Origin of the sequence: Paenibacillus chartarius (assembly GCF_042432825.1) — a bacterium.
Lineage (GTDB): Bacteria > Bacillota > Bacilli > Paenibacillales > NBRC-103111 > Gordoniibacillus > Gordoniibacillus chartarius.
The window spans coordinates 23,800-43,964 of sequence record NZ_JBHLWN010000026.1 but is presented as its reverse complement, the minus strand read 5'-3'; the positions used below and the strand labels follow the sequence as shown (position 1 = coordinate 43,964).

The 20,165-nt window shown below is 40.6% G+C and carries 16 protein-coding genes; 1 reads left to right on the top strand and 15 read right to left on the bottom strand.

Annotated features, from left to right (window positions below; translation table 11 throughout):
* Window positions 1-395 precede the first annotated feature (395 nt).
* The 14 genes from ACFFK0_RS06630 to ACFFK0_RS06565 all read right to left on the bottom strand — a co-directional run bounded on the left by ACFFK0_RS06630 (window position 396) and on the right by ACFFK0_RS06565 (window position 16,303).
* Window positions 396-971: a type II toxin-antitoxin system PemK/MazF family toxin gene (locus ACFFK0_RS06630; protein ID WP_377469224.1), complete on the bottom strand. Its 576-nt coding sequence runs from the start codon at window positions 969-971 to the stop codon at window positions 396-398.
* A gap of 530 nt (window positions 972-1,501) precedes the next feature.
* A complete protein-coding gene (locus ACFFK0_RS06625; protein ID WP_377469227.1) occupies window positions 1,502-2,341 on the bottom strand; it encodes a hypothetical protein in 840 nt (279 codons plus the stop codon).
* A 225-nt stretch (window positions 2,342-2,566) separates the two neighbouring features.
* Window positions 2,567-3,040: a hypothetical protein gene (locus ACFFK0_RS06620; RefSeq protein WP_377469222.1), complete on the bottom strand. Its 474-nt coding sequence runs from the start codon at window positions 3,038-3,040 to the stop codon at window positions 2,567-2,569.
* A 291-nt stretch (window positions 3,041-3,331) separates the two neighbouring features.
* Window positions 3,332-4,537: a helix-turn-helix domain-containing protein gene (locus tag ACFFK0_RS06615; RefSeq protein ID WP_377469221.1), complete on the bottom strand. Its 1,206-nt coding sequence runs from the start codon at window positions 4,535-4,537 to the stop codon at window positions 3,332-3,334.
* 23 nt (window positions 4,538-4,560) lie between these two features.
* The gene (locus tag ACFFK0_RS06610) at window positions 4,561-5,304 is read right to left on the bottom strand and encodes a DUF5986 family protein (RefSeq protein ID WP_377469219.1); all 744 of its coding nucleotides are present in this window, start codon (window positions 5,302-5,304) and stop codon (window positions 4,561-4,563) included.
* A gap of 237 nt (window positions 5,305-5,541) precedes the next feature.
* A complete protein-coding gene (locus tag ACFFK0_RS06605) occupies window positions 5,542-7,392 on the bottom strand; it encodes a TnsD family Tn7-like transposition protein (protein ID WP_377469218.1) in 1,851 nt (616 codons plus the stop codon).
* Entirely contained in the window at window positions 7,389-9,008 is a 1,620-nt protein-coding gene (locus tag ACFFK0_RS06600; RefSeq protein ID WP_377469225.1) for an ATP-binding protein, read from the bottom strand. Before ACFFK0_RS06600 ends, ACFFK0_RS06605 begins: the two co-directional genes overlap by 4 nt.
* The gene (locus ACFFK0_RS06595) at window positions 9,001-11,154 is read right to left on the bottom strand and encodes a TnsB C-terminal domain-containing protein (RefSeq protein ID WP_377469217.1); all 2,154 of its coding nucleotides are present in this window, start codon (window positions 11,152-11,154) and stop codon (window positions 9,001-9,003) included. Before ACFFK0_RS06595 ends, ACFFK0_RS06600 begins: the two co-directional genes overlap by 8 nt.
* Window positions 11,138-11,983 carry a TnsA endonuclease C-terminal domain-containing protein gene (locus tag ACFFK0_RS06590; protein WP_377469216.1) on the bottom strand — a complete coding sequence of 282 codons (846 nt, stop codon included), beginning with the start codon at window positions 11,981-11,983 and terminating at the stop codon, window positions 11,138-11,140. Before ACFFK0_RS06590 ends, ACFFK0_RS06595 begins: the two co-directional genes overlap by 17 nt.
* Before the next feature lie 37 nt (window positions 11,984-12,020).
* Entirely contained in the window at window positions 12,021-12,902 is an 882-nt protein-coding gene (locus tag ACFFK0_RS06585) for a tyrosine-type recombinase/integrase (RefSeq protein ID WP_377469215.1), read from the bottom strand.
* A gap of 341 nt (window positions 12,903-13,243) precedes the next feature.
* Window positions 13,244-13,648: a four helix bundle protein gene (locus tag ACFFK0_RS06580; protein WP_377469213.1), complete on the bottom strand. Its 405-nt coding sequence runs from the start codon at window positions 13,646-13,648 to the stop codon at window positions 13,244-13,246.
* Window positions 13,649-14,291: 643 nt separating this feature from the next.
* A complete protein-coding gene (locus ACFFK0_RS06575) occupies window positions 14,292-15,404 on the bottom strand; it encodes a hypothetical protein (protein ID WP_377469212.1) in 1,113 nt (370 codons plus the stop codon).
* Window positions 15,405-15,560: 156 nt separating this feature from the next.
* Entirely contained in the window at window positions 15,561-16,040 is a 480-nt protein-coding gene (locus ACFFK0_RS06570; protein WP_377469210.1) for a helix-turn-helix domain-containing protein, read from the bottom strand.
* Window positions 16,037-16,303 (bottom strand): hypothetical protein, encoded by a 267-nt coding sequence (locus ACFFK0_RS06565; RefSeq protein WP_377469209.1) that lies wholly within the window; start codon window positions 16,301-16,303, stop codon window positions 16,037-16,039. The genes ACFFK0_RS06570 and ACFFK0_RS06565 overlap by 4 nt, the downstream gene beginning before the upstream one ends.
* A 440-nt stretch (window positions 16,304-16,743) precedes the next feature.
* Here ACFFK0_RS06565 and ACFFK0_RS06560 point away from each other — a divergent pair, with 440 nt between their 5' ends.
* Complete coding sequence (locus ACFFK0_RS06560; RefSeq protein WP_377469208.1) at window positions 16,744-17,010, top strand: hypothetical protein; 267 nt, start codon at window positions 16,744-16,746, stop codon at window positions 17,008-17,010.
* A 152-nt stretch (window positions 17,011-17,162) separates the two neighbouring features.
* Here ACFFK0_RS06560 and ACFFK0_RS06555 read toward each other — a convergent pair whose 3' ends face one another.
* A complete protein-coding gene (locus ACFFK0_RS06555; RefSeq protein WP_377469207.1) occupies window positions 17,163-20,156 on the bottom strand; it encodes a type I restriction endonuclease subunit R in 2,994 nt (997 codons plus the stop codon).
* Window positions 20,157-20,165: the final 9 nt, after the last annotated feature.

Below are 20,165 nucleotides of genomic sequence, written 5' to 3'. Positions count from 1 at the left end.
CTTTTAATTGCTCAATACGAGTTTAAATTGCTGGTAAACGACTTTATTTGCTTGTTACATATTAGGATTAAGTTTTTATAGGGGACTGTGAAAATCCAAATAAACAATAAAGAGCCTCCCAAATAGGGAAGCCCTTCATTTGAGGCAAATGCCTCTCGACGAAGCTCGTTTAGAGCCAGTGCCGAACTTCGGCTCGATAATGGCCATTGCCATCTATACGATATTATATGTGCGGGTTTGAAAAAACATGCAAAAAATGCATTGGAGTCACGTAGTTAACGTGACTCCTCGAAAAGCTTTTACAAGCCAGTGTCCAAATGGACTCGATAATTCTTTTATTGACTCAAGAATACATCAACTATTTACGATTGTCAACAGTTAAGAACACTGACAAACTAAAGTTCTAACTGCTCCTTTATTTTATTACATATCTCTTCAAGTTTTACAGATTTAATTTGCCCAATTCTTCTCCCAAGTCTTGCCTTATCAATTGTCATAATATCAGCAAAGATAACTCTGGATGGGTCTTTATCCAAATGCCCAAATTCAAGATCTTCATTAGTAAGCTTCAGGTGAACTGATGGTTTAATTTTGTTCCCATCCCCCTCAATAGGAACAACATTCACCTTTTCAGAGTATATATTCCCTTTTGAGTTTTGAATAATGATTACAAGATGATTTCCACTAAGTTCACTACCTATATTTTCACCAATTTCAGCATTAAATATTTGCCCTCTTATTGGTCTGACAGGATGTTTTTTGGGGGTTCGCTCTTCTTCTTTTTGAAGTTTTTTGTTCTCAAGAGAATCAAAATGTAATTTTGCCCACAATGGAATACAGCGTAAAAGGGCTATCACTTTTGAAAAAACAGGTCTCCTAAGCAATGGATAAGCATTTTTTAGTTCTTGAGCCAAGATTTCCTCATGGCGTGTTTCCAACAAATGTTCTTCATCATATTTCCTTTTATCCATGAAATGAATCCTTTCGGTGTAATAGCATCATTTTCCATTGTTTACTATTCGATGGTTCTTGACTAAATCCTCTGTAATAAGTGAATAATATACATAATTCGACAAACATTTATCATCTTGGAACATCCAAATCTGCCGTTGCCAGGAATTTTCCTAAAAGACACGTTTCCAGAAAGCATCACTTCTTAAGTAATAAAACAAAGATTTCTTGGTTTCTAATGTATTACCATGTAAGCTCCAAGGTCGATACATTTCCCTATTTGCTCCAGATGCCGCCCTACATACTGGCTTCCGTCAGTCATATCGGTGATTAGATATTACCTGCAACTGACGAAAGCATTGTATGCTATAACTGATTGGAGCCTGGTTTGTTCACAATGGCATGATGCTTCTTAAAGGTTCAAACTGGGGAATTCTATTAGCATACCAACAAGAGAATCTTGGTGACTTGCTTCGAGTTTGATTTACTTAACCAACCGATACCAACTTCTTGTTGAATTTCCCCCAGTCCATTCGGCTGAATACAGCGTTTAGTTGGTGAGCTGAATTGAGTGATCAGAAATTTTGCTCATATATTCTTGCCAGTAATTCTCCTCGTCTCCTTCTATATTATGAAGCCAAAAATACATCATAATGACTTCAAGGCATTGCTTTTTCCCTTTTATAAAGGGTTTATCCGATATCCTTCTATAAAGTGAATTTAAGTTGAACAAATTGCTTTTCTGCTTATAATCATAATCATATTTCCAATAAGGACTATCACTCTTTTTTCTATGACTTACTGGCCAACTATCTTGGTTGTCCAAAAAACGGTGTACCCAATCACTACAAAATGCCAAAATATCAACTTTATACTGCTGCCACGTTTTTTCCACCCACTGATCCACTTCATCAGAGATTAGTATACGATTATCATTTGGTTGACTTTGAATTCTTTTATAATCCTTAATAAACAAAAACAGCATTTCCGTTTGATCCTTTAGAAACGGATTCTTTTTTATGAGTTGAGCATAGCATTCATATGACAAACTTCTAAATTCGCTGTCTGAACTGTAAAGATAAAAAAGCTCGTCCTTTTTGAGAAAGTTGACAATAGTCCGATCCAGCTTTTTATTGTACTCGTCGTAAATATGAACAAGCCATTCCTGAATCTCGTCTTCATAATGTGAAATGCTATTCTTATATTTTTCGAGCCGCTCATTATTTAAAACAGTTTGTTCATCCAACTTGGAAATATCTAAGTATTGATTGAAGTATTCAAACACATAGTTAACACATGTCTTCATGTTCTCCATACGATCTGCGAGACTGAACTCATTCAGTTGATCTTCTCTTTTCCTTCGGGCGATATATTCTTCAACTGTAAGCATGGTCATCTTTTTCACCTCTTTTGAAATTTAATTAGGTACATAAGGCCAACCAAAGGCTAAAATATGTAAAAGGCTCCGTTCATGAATGAACTGGAGCTTCTCATCGGTTTAATAATATCTTAATCAACCTTTATGTAGGCCAGTTTCTTTGTAGCTTAAAGAAGCTTGAACAAGAAAGTAGAGCCATTGTTGTTTTTAGTGTTACTTATAATTTTTTCTAAGCACCTACTTGCTTCCCCTTACAGTAAGCAACAATTGATCCAATCCAAATTTTAATGCTTCGATAAAAGTTTCCAATTCGGTATCCCCACCTAATGCAATTTCAATACTCTCCACTTCTTGCCAATGGCCGCTATTCACTCTCAGACGGAGATCTGTCGAGGCTTCATCTTTTATTGCAAAATAGGTACGTCCCCCGTGACCTGTATCTCCTCCCATATAACCTGTAGAGCCTACCGCAACTGACAATATATTAGCATTAGTGATTTCAATTTGCTTTGTTGTAATCGGGATCTGATCAATATAAATTGTCGATTTGGACTGTTCGCATAAGTGATATTCGTATTGCTCTTTAAGGGGCTGATCATCTTTAAAGTAATTTAGCAAAGCTTGAACTCCATCTAAGGTCAAATTCTCCAGACCAACAAGGCTATATCCTCTTGTCTGAGCCAGCTTTTGTAATTCTGAGATAATATTCATGTAAATATCCCCCTTGATATTGTGATGTATTATTTCACACGATACGTATACGGATCAATTCCCAACTCATCTAATATCCGATGTAAATTCTCACTGACATCTGAAGGGAAGGAAGGCATGTCTCTTTCATCCGAAATCGCTTTTTCGAGAGAGGTACTATAGCCAGTTCTTCGATTGACCAGAGTCCCACATCCCTTTCCATTCTCGATCCATACTGTTAGGTAGTAAACACCATTATCCCACTTTGTTTCTCGTCTCCTCATTAAGAACTCCCCCTTCTACCGTAAGTCTTTATGCGTGGTTCTCGGAATTCCTGAAGTGGAGTAAAACATCAACATTATCCTTTTTATCTTCACTTAACGTACCTTTTTCAAGGTTTAGCAAATACTCGACAATCTCCTGCGTGAGCGTTAAACCGCCAGCACCAATAATATCTTTTGGTTTCAATACATTAGCTTTTAGCAACATTTCCACTGCTTTACTTATTAACACAGGTTGAGGAACACTTAAAACATCATCCAACGGCTCTTTTTTCCTCATATTTTTTTGATTCATTTGCTTCATTAAGTAGGTATATTGATTATAATTTATTGCTCCCAAATGAAATGCTCTAACAATCATAGCTTGAATGGAGACTTTCCACTTTTTCTTCAATTCGATATAGAAGTTTAGATTGTTTGGGTAATGAAGATCTTTAAGGAAAGCGTCTTTTGGCAATAAAAAAGCTCCAGCAAATGTATCAGCTTGTTGCTCAATTAATCGGTGCTCTTCCAGGTAGATATCATTATAATCAGTATTCCAGTTGTGCAGTAGCATATGACCTAACTCATGAGCCGTATCAAACTGCCTTCTACATGCCGACTGTTTGCCATCACCAAGAACAATCACATATCGTTCCCTATTACTTATCATTTGCCTTTGGCTAAAAGCATCAATTTTATGAGTGTCCGTAGCCAAGGAGGTCATGATGATTCCGTTCTTCTCCAGCAAAAACACGATATTGGTAATTGGCTCCTCACCGATTCCCCAATATTTTCTTAAAGCCAACGCTATTTCTTCAATATCCTCACGTTCTAATTGATGTGGATTGTCCACTTTTGTGTCGTTAAGCTCAATCAAATCTTTAATACTCGGCAAATTTACTGGAGGAAAATCAATATACCTTTCGAGAAAATCACAGATCTTTGAAAAGTATCTTGTTTTTTCGATTTGGGACAAACGTTCTTTTTTGGATGTGGACACTAAAGATCGAAAGAAAGTGTTTCCAACTTGAACTTCCTCAATCGAGTCTGCTTCATAAAAATATTCTCTCGGGAATTTAAGTACATACATAAGCTTCATAAGCGTTTCTAAGGTTGGTTTACTTTTACCATTCTCAAACTGAGAAATCGCTTGCTTTGAAACCCCTGACAGTTCAGCCAAATCGGATATCGTAAACCCTGAAAATATTCTTGCTGACTTTAATCTGTTTTTATTAAAGGTATTTACGATGCCCATTACAAACCCCTCTTCAATTGATATTATTCTTCATCTTGATCCTTTTGTTTACGTTTAAGTTTAAGCAAATCACTAATGATCTGGTTTTGCATTTCATCAGAAAGCTCTTCATATTGTGATTCAACAGCAAATCCTACTGTTTCATCTTCATTGTCGTAAGAAACAATATACTGACTTAGATCTTCCTCAAATAGTGAAGGTAATGCTATATCAGGGTTCAAAACCCTTGCTTTAACAGAAACCACTTTGCCTCGAACAACATCATATGTAATTAGCTGAGTGACATCAACATCGATGTCTTTGATGACTTCCCTAACCTTTTGTTGAATCAAAAGCTCTTTATGTGAAACTATACCATCATCACCAAATGCTAACTGCCCCATTAGATTTGGGGAACTCTTTGCAAGCCCACGATTAATGTAAGCATAGGCATATAAATAGTGAATGGATAAGTTCGTGTCTTCTTTTTTCTCTAATTGTTCCTGGAAAATTGATTCACGTAATATGATATACAAACACTTATCCTTAGCTGAATACAAACGAATATGTTCGTATCCGTTCTCTGAATACGTATCAATACGGTATTTGTCCTCAAAATTATCATTTACAACCTGATTGACTTCATCTGAATTAGAGTTTCTGAATTTATTCTTAGTAATACCCTTGTCTGCATTCTTTTTTTCTGTATTAATTGCTGTACCTCTGACCAGACATTGAACCAATTTTTCCTTTTCTTCAAAGCAATGCAAGGTAAAAGTCGTAGACAAGGATATCATTCCCTTCATTTGGTATATAAATCATATTACTATTTTCCGTGTTTTTTGTCTACCATATCACTATTTTGATCGATTACGTCATTCGAATCCCTATTTTTATAAAACATCTCATCTATCACCGATGAATCTTGCTACTGTCTATATGATGTGGATACATAATGATCGAAATGGCAAGCTTTCCTCAAGAAATATGAAAAAGGGCGGCTCATTTACCCCACCTGCCCCATTTCAATCCTTACAAACCGATTCAATTTTAAGGTCTTGTCTACTTGTCAACTCTTCTATTATATCAGGTGGACAGTTCTCACTTCGGATGGTTGCTTTCCGCAAAACCCTCCAAATTGAAAGCTCCTGTCCCTCTTGTTCCAACTCTTTTATCGCCCATTTGATTTTTCGAATGCGAAACTGCTCTTCTGTCTCTGCCACCAGGTTAAGATACGCCTGAGTGTCAGGTAATCGATCTAAATGTTTCTCCAGCAGAGCCTTTTCTCCACAAATCGCTCCAATCTTGCTCATTGTCACTCGTCGCGGCTTACCAGCAGCATTCATGATTTTATTAGCAGCGATTTGCACCCTCTGCAAAATGTCCTTGTCTCTCTGGCTCCAATCCACTCGCTGATTTGGTGTCACGTTCTTTAATGCAGGAGAATTTTGCTCAAGCCAATTTCGGTCATTCCTGTACAGTCGTGCATATAAGCCAGGATTCAACTTCCGCAATTCTGTTTTGGACAACTCTTTATGCTCTTCTTGAAGCTGAAGCCAATTCGTGCGGTCAGTCGATCTTTGCTCACTTTGTTTATTTCCCTGCCCCTCTCCCCTCCCCTTTACTCCGTTCATCAGGCATTTCTTAACCGTTATTGGGTCAGCATGTAGCCTTCTCCCAATTTCCCGCAGTCCAAAGCCTTCAGCGGCTAACCGTTTACACTCTCGCTCCCATGCCTCACCAAACCGCTTGACTCTGGATTTTTTGAAAGGTTCGTCGCCAATCTTTCGAGTATAAATAAACCTGCAAGAACAAGCGAACGTTCCAATCAGTCTTTTTGTCTTGTTGCAGGTAGTTAACGTCATATCAGTCACAACCTTTTGCTTATAATGCTCCGCCGCTGGATTGAGACATAACCAAGGTGGATCACCAAATGGTTTGAATGATTCTATCCGATAGAAAATCTCCTCTAACGAAACATCAAGGAAATTCAGCAACAACAGATGTCGCAAAAAGGAAAAGCTTTTCCGATGAAATCGGGTTATACCCGATAACCAATGGTGATTACCCGTGAGGTCTGACTGTAAATGTTTTAGAAATTCAATACCATAAAACGAAACAAAATCCTGTTGAAGCCTTATTTGATCCACCCTACCATTTTGACTGGCGTAGCCCATGTTTTGAAGCTTACTAACATAAAACTGCCCGAACCATTCAAACGGTCGATTGGTAAATGTATTATTGAGCAGGATATTAATGTTCTTGTTAAGAAAACGATATTTCTCCAATAGTGCCAATGGCGTTTTGGTTATAACACTATCGACTTTGCAATTTTCCTCATTTGGCGGGATATATACATGCTTGTTCAATTGATTGGTTGGTACTTTGCTATCATGAAGCCATTCTTCATGCTTCATGCAGATATCCAACCCAGGAATCTGATGTATGCGATGCCAATAATATTCTCCATACATCGATTTATCCGAAAGATTACATTGGCGACAAAACCTTAAATGACTGTTTAATTTAATGGAGCTTGTCAAAATTCCCGCAGACGCATATATCCCCTTACCATCCATACTTTTCATTCCTTCATAAACCTTGTCCTTTTGCTGTGGTGACAAGAAGGCAGTTAAAAGGGGAAACATTGTATGCTGAGAAATCAGTTGGTCGGCGGTAATCGTTGAACCTGGCGGCAGATTTGACACCAGGTTGTCGATACCCGAAGGCAATAAAACACTTGCTGAAATCCCTTTGTGACCAAATGCATCCAACAGAAATGCTTTATGACTTAACGTGCCATTTCGAATGCGGCAACGTGCCAAAAGGGAGTAGAGCAATTCATCTTCATAGGCGGTGGGCAGAGTAGGAATCATCCAGCCACGCCTCTATCTGTACCATAATCTGATTTGATGTATCCCGCTTGTCTTAATGCGTCATACGCACTTATCCCCTTTTCTTTCCCTGCTTTTACAATTTCCCTCAGATCATTCCCCCTGTTAACCAGTTGCTTTTTTTCGCATTTTGACTTCTCTGAAATATGCAATTTGTATGCTTCTTGTACAATAAGGCTTATATCGGCTTGTTCAGGATTTTCCGACAAGACCTGTTCAACCATATTTCCCGCATTCTTTTCAGAAACCCCCAAAAACTTTAACCGCAAAATTGCATCCTCTTTCATCTTCAATAATTGCTGAATACGGGAGGTCGTTTCTTTTTTCATGAGAATGCCAATGTCCACCTTGATTTGTTCCTTGGCAACAAAGTCCGAAATGTCGGGAATCACGATATCTTCATATGCCGCTAATTTAGAGAGTTTTCCTGATTTCAATGCCTCCATCATCGGCTTGAGCAATTTGAACTGTTCTTCGGCTACTTTACGGATCAGTGAAGGGGTTAATTTTTCTTTGCCTGTCGAAATGCTCCTTAACTGAGCCATCGCAAAAATTTTGCAAGCCAAGTCAACAATACCCATTGAAGTCTCATACAGAGCGGCATTAAGCTCTTCATCCATTTCGATCACATATTTTGTCCATTGATATCGTCCAAGTCCCTGAACAAATAAATCCCACACAGCATCCTTTTGCAAGCGATCCATCAGCAAATCACCTTGAGCTGATGACCTGCGTGCTTGGCGGAATTCAGATTGAAGAATGCCTATTCCTTTCGGTGTCGAAATAAATATGATCGGAATACCGATTTCGTTGACCAGCGTTACAAAATAATTAAGCACTTTCTCCGCACCACTTCTTGAAGCCGTAAGATGTTGCACTTCGTCAAAAATAATAACGCCCAAATTGATTGAACGAGCTATTTGTCCCATGAGCGGAAGTAACACGTTAGTGCTAAGGCGAGACTTTTTCCCGTACTTCTCGAAATAATTGGAGCCAATCAGTTGATCCACCTTTGCCATGAAATCAAGCGACAGCGATTTCAATGACCCGTCGAACGGGGTCTCCAGCTTGATCCACGGGACTTGCATCATGCTCAGGTTTTTTCCTTGGTAACTGGAGTGAACAATCAATTGCGGAATCAGTCGCATGATCCGATTGACAGTAGTCGTTTTTCCCATTCCTGATAATCCTACGATTGACATGCCGAATGCCGTTGCATTTCGCACATAGTTTTGGAACGCCCCTCGCTCAATATCTCTCCAACCTTGTTGAAAGGATTGAGCATACTCTGGAGAAAACGGATTACGACCTACATAAGACTGCCGCAAGATTCGCGATATCCGTTGTTCCAACTCCAAATGTATAGGAAGAGCTTGAAAGTATTGAAAGATACGCTGAACCAGATGCATCCGATACGAAGCATCAAGATTCCGCTCCTCATCACCAATATAGGGATAATTACCGATCTTCTCGGCAACCTCAACTTTGTTGTAAATAGGAGGAAGTGCCTCAATAAGCGGATTATTTTGATACTCCAAAATTGGCTGTTCTCTATACTGAGCGGCAACCGCCAAAGTTCCATTCGAAAGCTTAATCATGGTTTCCACGCAAACCCTCCTTCTGCTTTTTTCTTAGCAATTGAATTTCATCAAACATGAAATCGTCCTCTTCGGACTCTTTTGGTTTGCTTGAATTCGGAAGCTCTTCACGACCCAATACGAACATTTCTGATTCTCTGTTCTTCTGCTTTTCAGCATCCCGATTCATTCGAATTCCTTTCAATTTGGCAGTTTTGGATTGAGCGGTCTGTTCTGCACGAGTTTTTCGGGTTGCATCCTGAACAATGGATTCAATCTCGGCGGCAAGCGAGATCCGATCTCCTAATTCTTTTTCTTCATATGTCGCGTGTTCTTTCTGTTCCCATTCCAATAAGTAATTCACATCATCCAAGGTTTGATCCTTGTAACGAGATTGCGATTCCAACAAGTAGCAAACTTCGAATTCCGTTCGGCTCAGACGCAAATATATATTCGAAACGTTCCGAGGATCGTAATTAACAGGAACCTCCCATAGCCCACTTGACCGAGCCTTTGTAAACCACCTCTGCTTGAGGGCAATTTCCGAACCATAATATATACCGTTAAAGCGGATTCCCCTTTGAGTCACCACTGCAAGGCCTTGGGGCATTAAGTTGAAACGAAGCACATTTGGTGGTACATGACGAAGTTTTCCAGAATGATTTTTCATACCGAATTCCCAAAGTCTAATGGGGATGGGCGGAACATTTTGAGCAATTTGCATGGCATCTCGTTCATAACCTGACAAATGGTGTTGATTATTGAAATAAAGCACCGTCTTTATGACGATTCGAGAATAATCAAATAAGGTCAATGTACTGTGCAGTCTGTAATCGGTTGCCCCGCGTTCTCTAAAGTCGCTCTGAATGCCGCCGCCTTTTATGAAGGGTGCGATTTGCGATTGAATCAGGTCAAATTGCTTCTCCACAACGGATTTAAGCTCAGGACGATAGCTGGCTGTATTTTTTACGGCTATATTTAGATTTTCAATGACAGATAGTGCTTTATCGGAGATCAATTCACCTCTATCACCGAGAATAGCGGTTGGAATTCCCCCTGGCCAATCTTCTTCCTTAATATCAATCCCATATCTGCGGCAGAAATCAACCTTCGATTTGAGAAACGCATTTTCCATTGCCATCATCGCTCCATTCCATGAGGCATTTTCCAAACCGATATACACGCCGACCACAAGCCTGGAGTACGCATCGCATATGAAATAGATCGTCGGGCGACCAATTATTTTCGAACGGTCGTAGGAGCTGACGAGGTAGATGTCTCCGATGGTTGCATCTATTTGGTACAACGAGCCTGGTCCCATCGCGTCCTGCTTCGTTGAACCTAAAACGGGGCGATACTGCTGTTCATATTTTTTCTTGCCTTCCCGAAGAATGATTTCTTTCTTCACATCCCGCCAGTTCTCGAACCAATAGCGAAACTGCCCAAAACTTGGTATTTCCGCACCGTTCTCAATGACGGGAATTTTTACGCCGTTTTCCATTCGGTATGCAGTCGCAAAATTCTCTCGTATCATTTGCTCGTAAGCATAGCGAAGAGAGGGGCGATTTTTTTGATAATAATGCTTGTCCAATGACCGCCTAAAAATCTGTTTGACCTCTTCATTGATATTCATTTCACTGTAAATCGAAGGGTTTTTCCGCTTCCTTCCCCTCTTGCTTCCCTGTCCATCCCCGCGTCGTTTCCCTTTGCCTCCACAGTTTGACTGATCGGGTAGTAAAGCATACCGTGTTAAACCCCGAATATAGTATTTTTTCACGTATTTGCTGACCGCTATCTCCGATAAACCAAATGCCTGCGATGCCTGCTTAATTATTTGTGACCGCTGTTTGGGAATAAAGATATTCGGTTCGAACCGATTCTGAATCATCCACTGTATGACATTCCATGCTCGATCCCAGCTTTCTTTTTCTGATTTTGATAATGATTCCTCATCAATAATTCGCATCCATGGATCTGTTTCTTCTATTATATATGTGCCAGAATTCAGACCTTCGAATATCTCCACGAGCGACATATAGGCTGGATAGTGATTTCGATTTATATCAACAATGAAGCTCGCTTGATTGCTTTCATCAAGCCAAACGATTCGTTCAATTTTTGTTGGATCTTCTCGATGTCGAAACAGAGTGTTAACCGCTACATACATTTCGACCAACTCCCACGCTTTCCCTCACAATGACTTCCATTTGCTCTGGTGTATGGTTTATATTGATTTCTTGATCCAGATTGATTTCGATTTGCTTGCTCGCAATGAGATAGCGAAACAAGAATACCCCCAAACCCTTTTCCTGTTTCATTTCGCGTTCAAATGCATCCAATAGTCCCCTTACAGGCTCCTTTGTTGAACGAAAAGCTTCTATTATATATGTGCTGTAGTATTGAGCTTCTTGTTCCGTCAAACCAGCATCTTCGATATATAATGCAGGAAGAACCCACTCAATGTTCCGCGACCGCTGATGCGGGATCTCTTCGGAAGTCACGACAGCCCAATCTATTTTTTGGCTTTCGAAAAACCGCCGCTGTATCTCTAAGCGTTCCAACGTATCCTTTTTCTCCAACTCATTCCGATCTTTTATAGATCGTGCATATGTGCGAAGTTGCCCATTTTCGTCCTTGGCAGTTATCAGAAATGTGGTGACAAGTACATGCGGAGTACCGTCCCGATTTTTCAATCTTTTCACCAATGATTCGTCAAGTTGATCCATGATATCTGCAATACTTAACAGCGGAAATTGCTCCTTAACGGAAACCACACGATCATCAAATTCCAGAAGGTAAAAGTACCTTGTTTGCGAGTCAGTGAGCAGGTGAATGGTTCGGTTAAGCTTCTTTGAATATAGCCGCGTAACCCTTCCTTTTGATGAAATGTCCGAGACTTTGAGCCAAGGCTTAAAATCTTCTTCACCTTGTCCTCTTCCTTCATCCAAAAATCTCTTCAATGTGGAATCCTTCCACTGCTGGCTTCTTCTTGCCAATACCATCGCCCCCTTTAACCGCAGTCATATCTTCTGGTCAAATTTGCAAACTATCTACTGCCCGTTGCTTATCTTCGGCAGTTGAAGATACATAAAATCGGTAAATAGTATCAACAGAGCTATGCCCCGACAGCAATGCAACAGTCTTCGGGTCACTTCCACTCTTAATGAGATCTGTGCAAAAAGTGTGTCGGCAAAGGTGTGGTGAAACCCTCTGTTCCAATTGAGCTTTTCTGCTATATTTGTCCAGAATTTTATTGACAGTTAATCTGGTGATTGGGCCACGTTGTCCGATTAGGAGTTTATTCGTTCCTCTTGGTCTGATTTCAAGATACTCCCTTAATGCGTTTACAGCGGCGGCATTTAAGTTGACTTTTCGAGACTTATTCCCTTTCCCGCTTCGAACCAGTATATAACTGTAGTTGTTCTTGCCATTCCTATCGGTTAAGTGGACATCATCAATTTCGATATTAACAAGTTCACTTACCCGAATACCCGTTCCGAATAAAAGGTAATAAATGCAAATGTCTCGTTTGTTGTTCTCCGCTTCAATGGTTCGTTTTAGCCGATACATATTTTGTTTGTCTACGGTTTGGATTTCGTGATTCAAATCAATGGCATGTTTCAACAGCACTTTCTTTAACTGAATTGGTTCTTTGCAAATTCCTTCCCGCACTAAAAATCTTTGATATGACACCACACTTTTCAACTTTCGATTAATGCTGGTCGGTTTAAGCTTTTTTTGGAGGTTCAAATATTGTCGGTACTCCCGCACGTCAGTTTCCGTAATGGATTCAGATTCAAAACCCAAGGAACCCTTTAACCAATTAAAGAATTGCCGAATATCATTGCCATACGCCTTAACCGTCAATATGCTTTTTCCGTCTGCTAATAGGGCTTTCTCAAATTTATCGATCATTCCGTATCCTCGCTTTCCTGAGTAATCTTTGCTCTTTGTCTCCCAGGCAACAAAAAAAGTGCTCCTTGCCAATAGTGAACGTGATTGCTTTTTTTGAAAGCAAAAACGTTTCTACGAGCAAAAAGCACTTTATATTCATGTAAACTTGGGTCAATATCTAATTATAGTGATTCGCCCACCGCATGACAAGGCCATTTTTGCTCGGAATATAACCTCTCCACATAACTGTTAGTTATGCTATCAGTTTCCTTCGCTTCGATCCCAAAAACCCACCTATTCGTCGATTTAGTTTTAAAAAAACTCGCAGCATAACTTTTTAAGCCGAATTTCATAATGCTTCCCTATCCCGCCCTCCTGTTTTCCCCTATTTCCGATTTCACCTTTTTGACCATTGCGACCAACATTTTTCGAATTTCTATTGCTTCATTATCCAGACGCTCGAAGGTCTGCTGGTCAATCAGTTTAGCGTTACGGGCTTCCTCTAACCACATTTGAGTTTCCGAGCATGAGCCGAGTGCATTATTAATGAACGAAACTTCCTTTTGTAAATATAATTGCCCGTTCCCCTCCGCGAGATTTGCCGCGACTGAAGTTGAAGCCCTCAAAATCTGATTGCCGATTACTTTCCTGTCCTCCCAATCCCAAGCCTTAACGATCTCTCTGATTTTCCCGATCCATTCCATAGCTTTTTGATATACCGTCAGCCTTCGAAAATCCCGAACTTGTGGCTCACGCATTGCTTCCATTTACAACATCCCCTTCATCCTGTAATCCCTGTCTCAATGTTACCCTGTTTTGCAATAGTCATGTTGCAAGTTTTGGTCGAACCACGTTCGAGCAAGGATATGAATGTGAAGCATTTCACGTTCAACTTTCGGAATACATAGTCCTTTATATTAGCGATCAAAAGTTATGTAGCGTGATCCGACAAATCAGTATCCTTTAGCAATCTTCAAAATCGAATGGCTTTGCAACTTGAAAAGCATTTTTGCAGGATCTTTTCATTGCCATCAGGAAAAGCATCATTGCAAAAACAATGGTATGGGAATTCACTTTACGCCTTCGCTTTAAACCCTTTCCACAATATCATACAAGTCTGCAATTTTTGTAAATAAATGGTTGCATATATTAAATGTCTTAAATATAGCTCAAAATCTAATGGAGCAATTTGCATTTTTACAAACTTGCTCGGTGCGTGCCTTCGCACGCTTAGCAAAAACTATGGAATTCACTGAACGCCTACGCGTAAAAGTTTTTTGCAGTATCACTCAGTTTTTTGGCAGAAATCGGGTGATTATGCAATTTCACCGAGCAATCAGTACACGTTTTTAGTGCGTTAAACCAAGAAAGTAAGTCGCCATTAAAAAAGCGAAGCATCGCATCTTCGCTTCAAAACGGTATGTAGTCGTAATCATCATCAGACAGCGGCAAATCATCGTCGGTCTGTATGTCATGATTATCTTCTGCGGCGGCGATATCAGCTTTTTTTACAACGTAATCACTGAGAAATACGTCTTTGGCTTTTGCTTCACCAAATATCTTGATAACCTTCTCTTTTGAGATAAGGCTTCCCCAAACTCCAGCGGCTTGAAGCTTTTTCACAATCTCTTCGGCAGATTCCAACGTTTCATTGTCGTACTTCGGAACTCGGTAAAAGGTGATTCTTTTGCCGCCTTTGTACCCTCTATTTGACCGATACTCCAAGATTTGATTCGAGATTTCGAGCAACTGACGTGGAAGCTTATGGTGCGGAATCTTTACAAGCATACCGATGAGCGTGAGCATGTTGATCGACCTTGTGACTGTCGATTGACTGATCCCTAATTTTTCTTTTATGCGATTAGTAGAAGTAAAGAAAACATGTTCGTACTGGTAGCTGAAACTTCGAAACAATCCTTCTTCATTGTGAGTGTTAAAATACTCTAAAATCGCTCGATACTTCTGGATGAATTGATACAGTTCAGGATACTCCTGTGCCAACTCGCCTCTTCCGCCGCGAACATACTCCAGATTGTTTTGATACTTTTCCCATTGTTGAATCTTCCACTCATCCCTCAAACCCTCAAGCCCTAATATTTTTGCCAGCTTGTTTCGTGCATTTTGAAAAGCATTCCCAGTCTCTTGATCGCCACAAAAAAGAATTTCAATCACATCGAAAATATTAAGTCCAATAGTGCTGCCAAATCTTGTCTTCGAAAAATAGCGGTAAACCCCATTTTCATCCTTTGAGATCCACGCATCGTTGCCGAGTATAAATTCACAACAGTACCATTCCCGCTCTTCCATATCGAGATTGATAAATAATTCGCTAAATATGTTTCTCGTCTGAACATATCGATCAAATTCTTGCGTTGTCCTGATTTCTTTGATCCTCGTCCCTGTATTTGTTTTGAGTTGGAAGCGATGGATTCGGCCAGTCTGAATCAAGTATTGTCTTAGTATTTTCTTTTCATAGGTTTGCGGCTTTACGTTGCCGCCGTTGAAGATGCTGTATATGTCCATCTTGCGGAACTCCTGCGATTATAATTGCTGTTATCACAATGATAATCGTTTTTGATGGAACAATAAACAAGTTATGTATCGAGCGGCTTTCAATATGGTTTGCTTGTAAACTGAAATGGACGAAGGAGCAAAAAACTCGCTCCTCCTCCCGTCCCCCTATTTTATTGCCTCTTTTAGCTGATCGATCAATTCCGACAGCTCATACAACTCCCGCATTTTACTCCTCGGCGACCACTCTGCATCTGCGATATATTCGACAATCTGAATGAGCAATTGCTTCGCTTCCATGCTGATCGCTCTTCCGCCAACATAATATTGGTTTTGGATCAATACATCCGAAAGCATTGCTTTCCCCTCTTCGTTGGTATCCTCAGCAGAGGTTTTGATAACCGTCGAGATCAATACCGAATCGGGTATTCGCAATGCTTTTGACAGGTGTAGAAGTTTTTCGAGTGTCGGACTTGTACGTTTGCCGCTCTCCAGACGATGAATATACGATTGGCTGACCCCACTTGCAGCTTCCAAATCTTTCAGTGTGAAGTTTCTGAGCTTCCTGTAATGCTTGAGCAGCAAAGCAAAATCTCCTTGTCCCTTATCCTCCCCGCTCCAACTATCCATGACTGCTCTCTTGTTCATTTTGCCCCTCCTCGCTTATATTTCTCAAAATACGAGAATCCTGGTTGCATAGTTTTTGTATTATAAGCAGAACGGCACTCAAGCATAATTGACCGTAGCGAATCCCCTGTTGTAACCGACAAGTTCATTTGAGCATTTTTCGCTAAATAAGAGTGAGCATTTTCTGGAAATACGCCGTGGCTTGACATGGAGCCTCTATGGGCATGGATTTCTTGCAAAAGCGGCAAACCGCAAGGGTTTTGCATGCCATGAAAGGCTACCATGCCCACCTCTCCATGTAAAGCCACTGGAAATTTTCGTTCAACGTTATTTAGCAATAGTTGCTCAACCTTATTCAGCGGTTACACCTGTCCCTTCCACCCCCTCAATGCTGTTGCCTTTATAACAAAAAAAAAAATTTAAAAAGGCATCGTCCATTAAAACGGAAGCGATGCCCTTGCTTTCATTTTTTGTTCTGATGCAACTATTCACAGGTTATCCACATCTTCTTTTGTGAATTTTGTGGATAACGAAATATCTACTCTCCAATAACATTGCTTTCCTGATATGAAGTCAGTAAAATACAGAGAAGAACGCAATACATGAAGGTGAGAACCATGGTGCTACATTTTAATCTCTCTTCCATCATGCTTAGCCTGTAAAAGTTAGAACCATCCCTTGGAGCTTTTGCAGGCTAAGCCTTTCCCAAGGGAGCGTGATGGAATTGAAACCAAAAAGAACAAATCGTAGTCGTGCATTTTACCGCCATCATCGGGAGCGGGTTATCAACCGTAAGAAAAAGGTTGTAAAGCAAGGCTTTTGGCATGTGAAGGATGAGCAATTCGGGCGTTTGGCAAAAGGAAAAATCCACTGTTCCTGCTGGTGGTGCAGTGAAAAAACGCATCGTTTAGGATTTCCTAAGTCAGAAAAAGCAAGAATCGAAGGGCTTATGATGCAGGTAACGGAATATTGCGAGAACAACAAACTCTAAAGTATTGTAGGACATCCTTTGATTGGGATGTCCTTTCATTTTAAAAACTCAAACAAAGATCCCTGTAATTCATTGCTGTTTCTCAGCTTTGAGTATAAGAGAAAAAAACCGCCAGAATCGAACGTTTCGAGTTCAGCGGCGGAGTTTTCTTTTTAAGCACCTTTATTGCTTAGACCTTTATAAATTTCTTCAAACATGAAATCCATTACCGTAGCCTTAAAATCGTTGTCCTCCAATATTTTCATGAAAAACTTCTCGTTCTGTCCCATTCTGCCGATCACGATATCTAAGAACGCTTTTTCGTAACTGAATTTGAAGTTTTCTTTGGTGTTGTTTTTCGCTTTCTGAGCCAGATCTTCGTTGTTAATAATGTCTTCCACGATCTGTTCATAGGATAAGCGATCTGTTTCAGTGAAGTCTGTTCCAAATCGATCATTGAGTCGGTTAATGATTGAAGAAAGCTTATCCTTCTCCTCTTCTTTACCTCCACCACCACCATGAGTTGTTGGTTTAAGTTCCGCCCCACCCTGTACTTGTAGCGAAATACTACCTTCAAATACCATCGTATTTCGGTAATACTCCAGAGCAACCTCATCTGCCAGATAAACCGATTCAGAGCCATGTTTGGGCAACTTCTTCAAGAGATAATTCAGATAGACATATAATTTATGTAGATCAACATCGACAAACGGACCAATTTGCAAAATAAATGAGTAGGTACGGATAAATTTTCCTGCTGTGCTCTTGAAATCCTCTTGCTGTTCTTTAGGCAAGTCATTCTTATAGCGTTCCACAGCCTTATCAAGAATAGCATTAAGCTTTTCCTGTGTTTTCGGCGTTTTCTTTTTGCCACTGAACTCCAGCTTACAGACTTCCATGATCTCTTCTTCTGTATATACCTGACAAGCATCCAATTCCCGCTGTAAATCATATAGCAGATTCGGATTGGTTACTTCCTCAAGCCCTGTGACCTCATAGTACGGTTGGAATGCCTCTTTAATATCTTCGGCTTCATTGACGAAATCGAGAACGAAGGTGTCGTTTTTGCCTTTGCAGGTTCGGTTCAACCTGGAGAGAGTCTGTACCGCTTTGATTCCATCCAGCTTCTTATCCACATACATCGTATGAAGGAGTGGCTCATCAAAACCCGTCTGGTACTTCTCCGCCACTAACAAAACCTTATATTCATCGGTATGGAACTTGTCAGGCAATTCTTTCTCACCGAAACCATTCATGAGTGGCTCGGTATAGGAAACTCCCTTATCCTCGACCGTTCCCGAAAAAGCAACAACTGCTTTCATATCATCATAGCCTTTGTCGCTTATGTATTTGTCGAAAGCCTGCTTGTATTTGACCGCATGCAATCGGCTACCTGTTACGACCATCGCTTTGGCTCTTCCACCGATCTTGTGTCTTGTCACTCGTCTAAAATGCTCAATCATGATTTCCGTTTTCTGAGCGATATTATGCGGATGAAGAGACACATATTTGGCGATTTCCCTGGATGCCTTCTTGCTGGAAACTTCAGGGTCATCCTCGATCATTTTCGCTACTTTATAATAGGTCTTGTAGGTCGTGTAGTTCTTCAGTACATCCAGGATAAAACCTTCCTCGATGGCTTGCCGCATGGAATAAACATGAAACGCATGTGGTTTTCCATCCTCACCCATACGTCCGAACTTCTCCAATGTTTTTGCTTTTGGCGTGGCAGTGAAGGCAAAGAAAGAGATATTATCCTGCTTGCCGCTTTTTGCAATTGTCTCGACGATCTTCTCGTCAATATCCTCCACGTTTTCCTCTGCTGTGCGGTCAGCTTCCAAAGCTTCCTCAAGTGTTTTATCTGACAAGATACTTGTCATAGCTGTTGCGGATTTGCCGCCTTGTGAGCTATGTGCCTCGTCGATAATGATGGCATACTTGCCTCTTGCGAACTCCCCGACTTTCTCCATGATAAATGGAAACTTTTGAAGAGTCGTAATGATAATTCGGGTGTTGTTCAAAAGCTCCTGGGCAAGTTGAGTCGAATCCTTATCAATCTTGGCAACCATGCCTGCTTTATGCTCCAATTGATAAACCGCATCTTGCAATTGTTTGTCGAGAACCCTGCGATCCGTAATGACTATGACACTATTGAAGATGGCATTATCCTCACTGTCATGGATCTTTGCCAATCGATGAGCGAGCCATGAGATACTGTTGGTTTTCCCGCTCCCTGCGGAATGTTGAACCAGATAGTTTGTCCCAACTCCAAATTGCTTAACATCGCTTTCGATTTTTCTCACGACATCCAATTGATGATAGCGGGGAAAAATGACCGTTTCCTTCTTGTCGATGATTTCACCCGTGCTATCCAAAATGTCTTCCTGTTTGACAAACACAAAGCGGAAAAGGATATCAATCAGGCTGTTTTTCTGCAAGATCTCTTTCCAGAGGTATGCAGTTTTATAATCATCTAATACTGGTGGATTGCCTTTGCCTCCATTATTGCCCTTGTTAAAGGGGAGAAAGAATGTCCTTTCCTTCTCCAATCGCGTTGTCATGTAAACCTCATCAGGGTCAACAGCAAAGAATACAATGGCACGTTTCTTAAACTGGAATAACAGCTCCTTCGGGTCACGATCATTCATATACTGCCGCTTGGCATCATCCGCCGTTTGGTTTGTGAGTGGATTTTTCAGTTCCAGTACGGCAATAGGAAGCCCATTGAGCGATACCAGCATATCTATGCTATTGTTATTCTGACTGCTGTAATACACCTGTCGGCTAATGGTGAAAATGTTCTTCGTATACATTTCCAACAGCGTCTGGTTCATATAGCTGACAGGCTGGTTGTAGGCGAGTTTGAGTGTCACACCGTAATCCTTAATCCCGTGTCGGATACAATCAATCATCCCACGGCTGTTCAATTCTTTACTAAGCCGCTCCAGAATTTTCTCTCTTGTTTGCTCCTTATACACTTTACGGAGCCGTTCCATTTCTTTGGGCTGAGTGCTTTCCAGGAATTCGAACAGCATCTCAACATCGAGGGCATGCTTCTTGAAATCCTCCAAAGCAGTTCCCTCGATGCGTCTGCTTCGGTAGCCTGTATGCAAGAGCCATTCTTCTATATTGGTTTCCAGCCCTTTTTCAGTATAGTCGATTGCCATCGTATCACC

What these genes read in the sequence shown, in the direction of transcription:
- ACFFK0_RS06630 (WP_377469224.1), bottom strand. Translation starts at nt 971, where the DNA reads ATGGATAAAAGGAAATATGATGAAGAACATTTGTTGGAAACACGCCAT.
- ACFFK0_RS06625 (WP_377469227.1), bottom strand. Translation starts at nt 2,341, where the DNA reads ATGCTTACAGTTGAAGAATATATCGCCCGAAGGAAAAGAGAAGATCAA.
- ACFFK0_RS06620 (WP_377469222.1), bottom strand. Translation starts at nt 3,040, where the DNA reads ATGAATATTATCTCAGAATTACAAAAGCTGGCTCAGACAAGAGGATAT.
- ACFFK0_RS06615 (WP_377469221.1), bottom strand. Translation starts at nt 4,537, where the DNA reads ATGGGCATCGTAAATACCTTTAATAAAAACAGATTAAAGTCAGCAAGA.
- ACFFK0_RS06605 (WP_377469218.1), bottom strand. Translation starts at nt 7,392, where the DNA reads ATGATTCCTACTCTGCCCACCGCCTATGAAGATGAATTGCTCTACTCC.
- ACFFK0_RS06600 (WP_377469225.1), bottom strand. Translation starts at nt 9,008, where the DNA reads ATGATTAAGCTTTCGAATGGAACTTTGGCGGTTGCCGCTCAGTATAGA.
- ACFFK0_RS06595 (WP_377469217.1), bottom strand. Translation starts at nt 11,154, where the DNA reads ATGTATGTAGCGGTTAACACTCTGTTTCGACATCGAGAAGATCCAACA.
- ACFFK0_RS06585 (WP_377469215.1), bottom strand. Translation starts at nt 12,902, where the DNA reads ATGATCGATAAATTTGAGAAAGCCCTATTAGCAGACGGAAAAAGCATA.
- ACFFK0_RS06580 (WP_377469213.1), bottom strand. Translation starts at nt 13,648, where the DNA reads ATGGAAGCAATGCGTGAGCCACAAGTTCGGGATTTTCGAAGGCTGACG.
- ACFFK0_RS06575 (WP_377469212.1), bottom strand. Translation starts at nt 15,404, where the DNA reads ATGGACATATACAGCATCTTCAACGGCGGCAACGTAAAGCCGCAAACC.
- ACFFK0_RS06570 (WP_377469210.1), bottom strand. Translation starts at nt 16,040, where the DNA reads ATGAACAAGAGAGCAGTCATGGATAGTTGGAGCGGGGAGGATAAGGGA.
- ACFFK0_RS06565 (WP_377469209.1), bottom strand. Translation starts at nt 16,303, where the DNA reads ATGGTAGCCTTTCATGGCATGCAAAACCCTTGCGGTTTGCCGCTTTTG.
- ACFFK0_RS06555 (WP_377469207.1), bottom strand. Translation starts at nt 20,156, where the DNA reads ATGGCAATCGACTATACTGAAAAAGGGCTGGAAACCAATATAGAAGAA.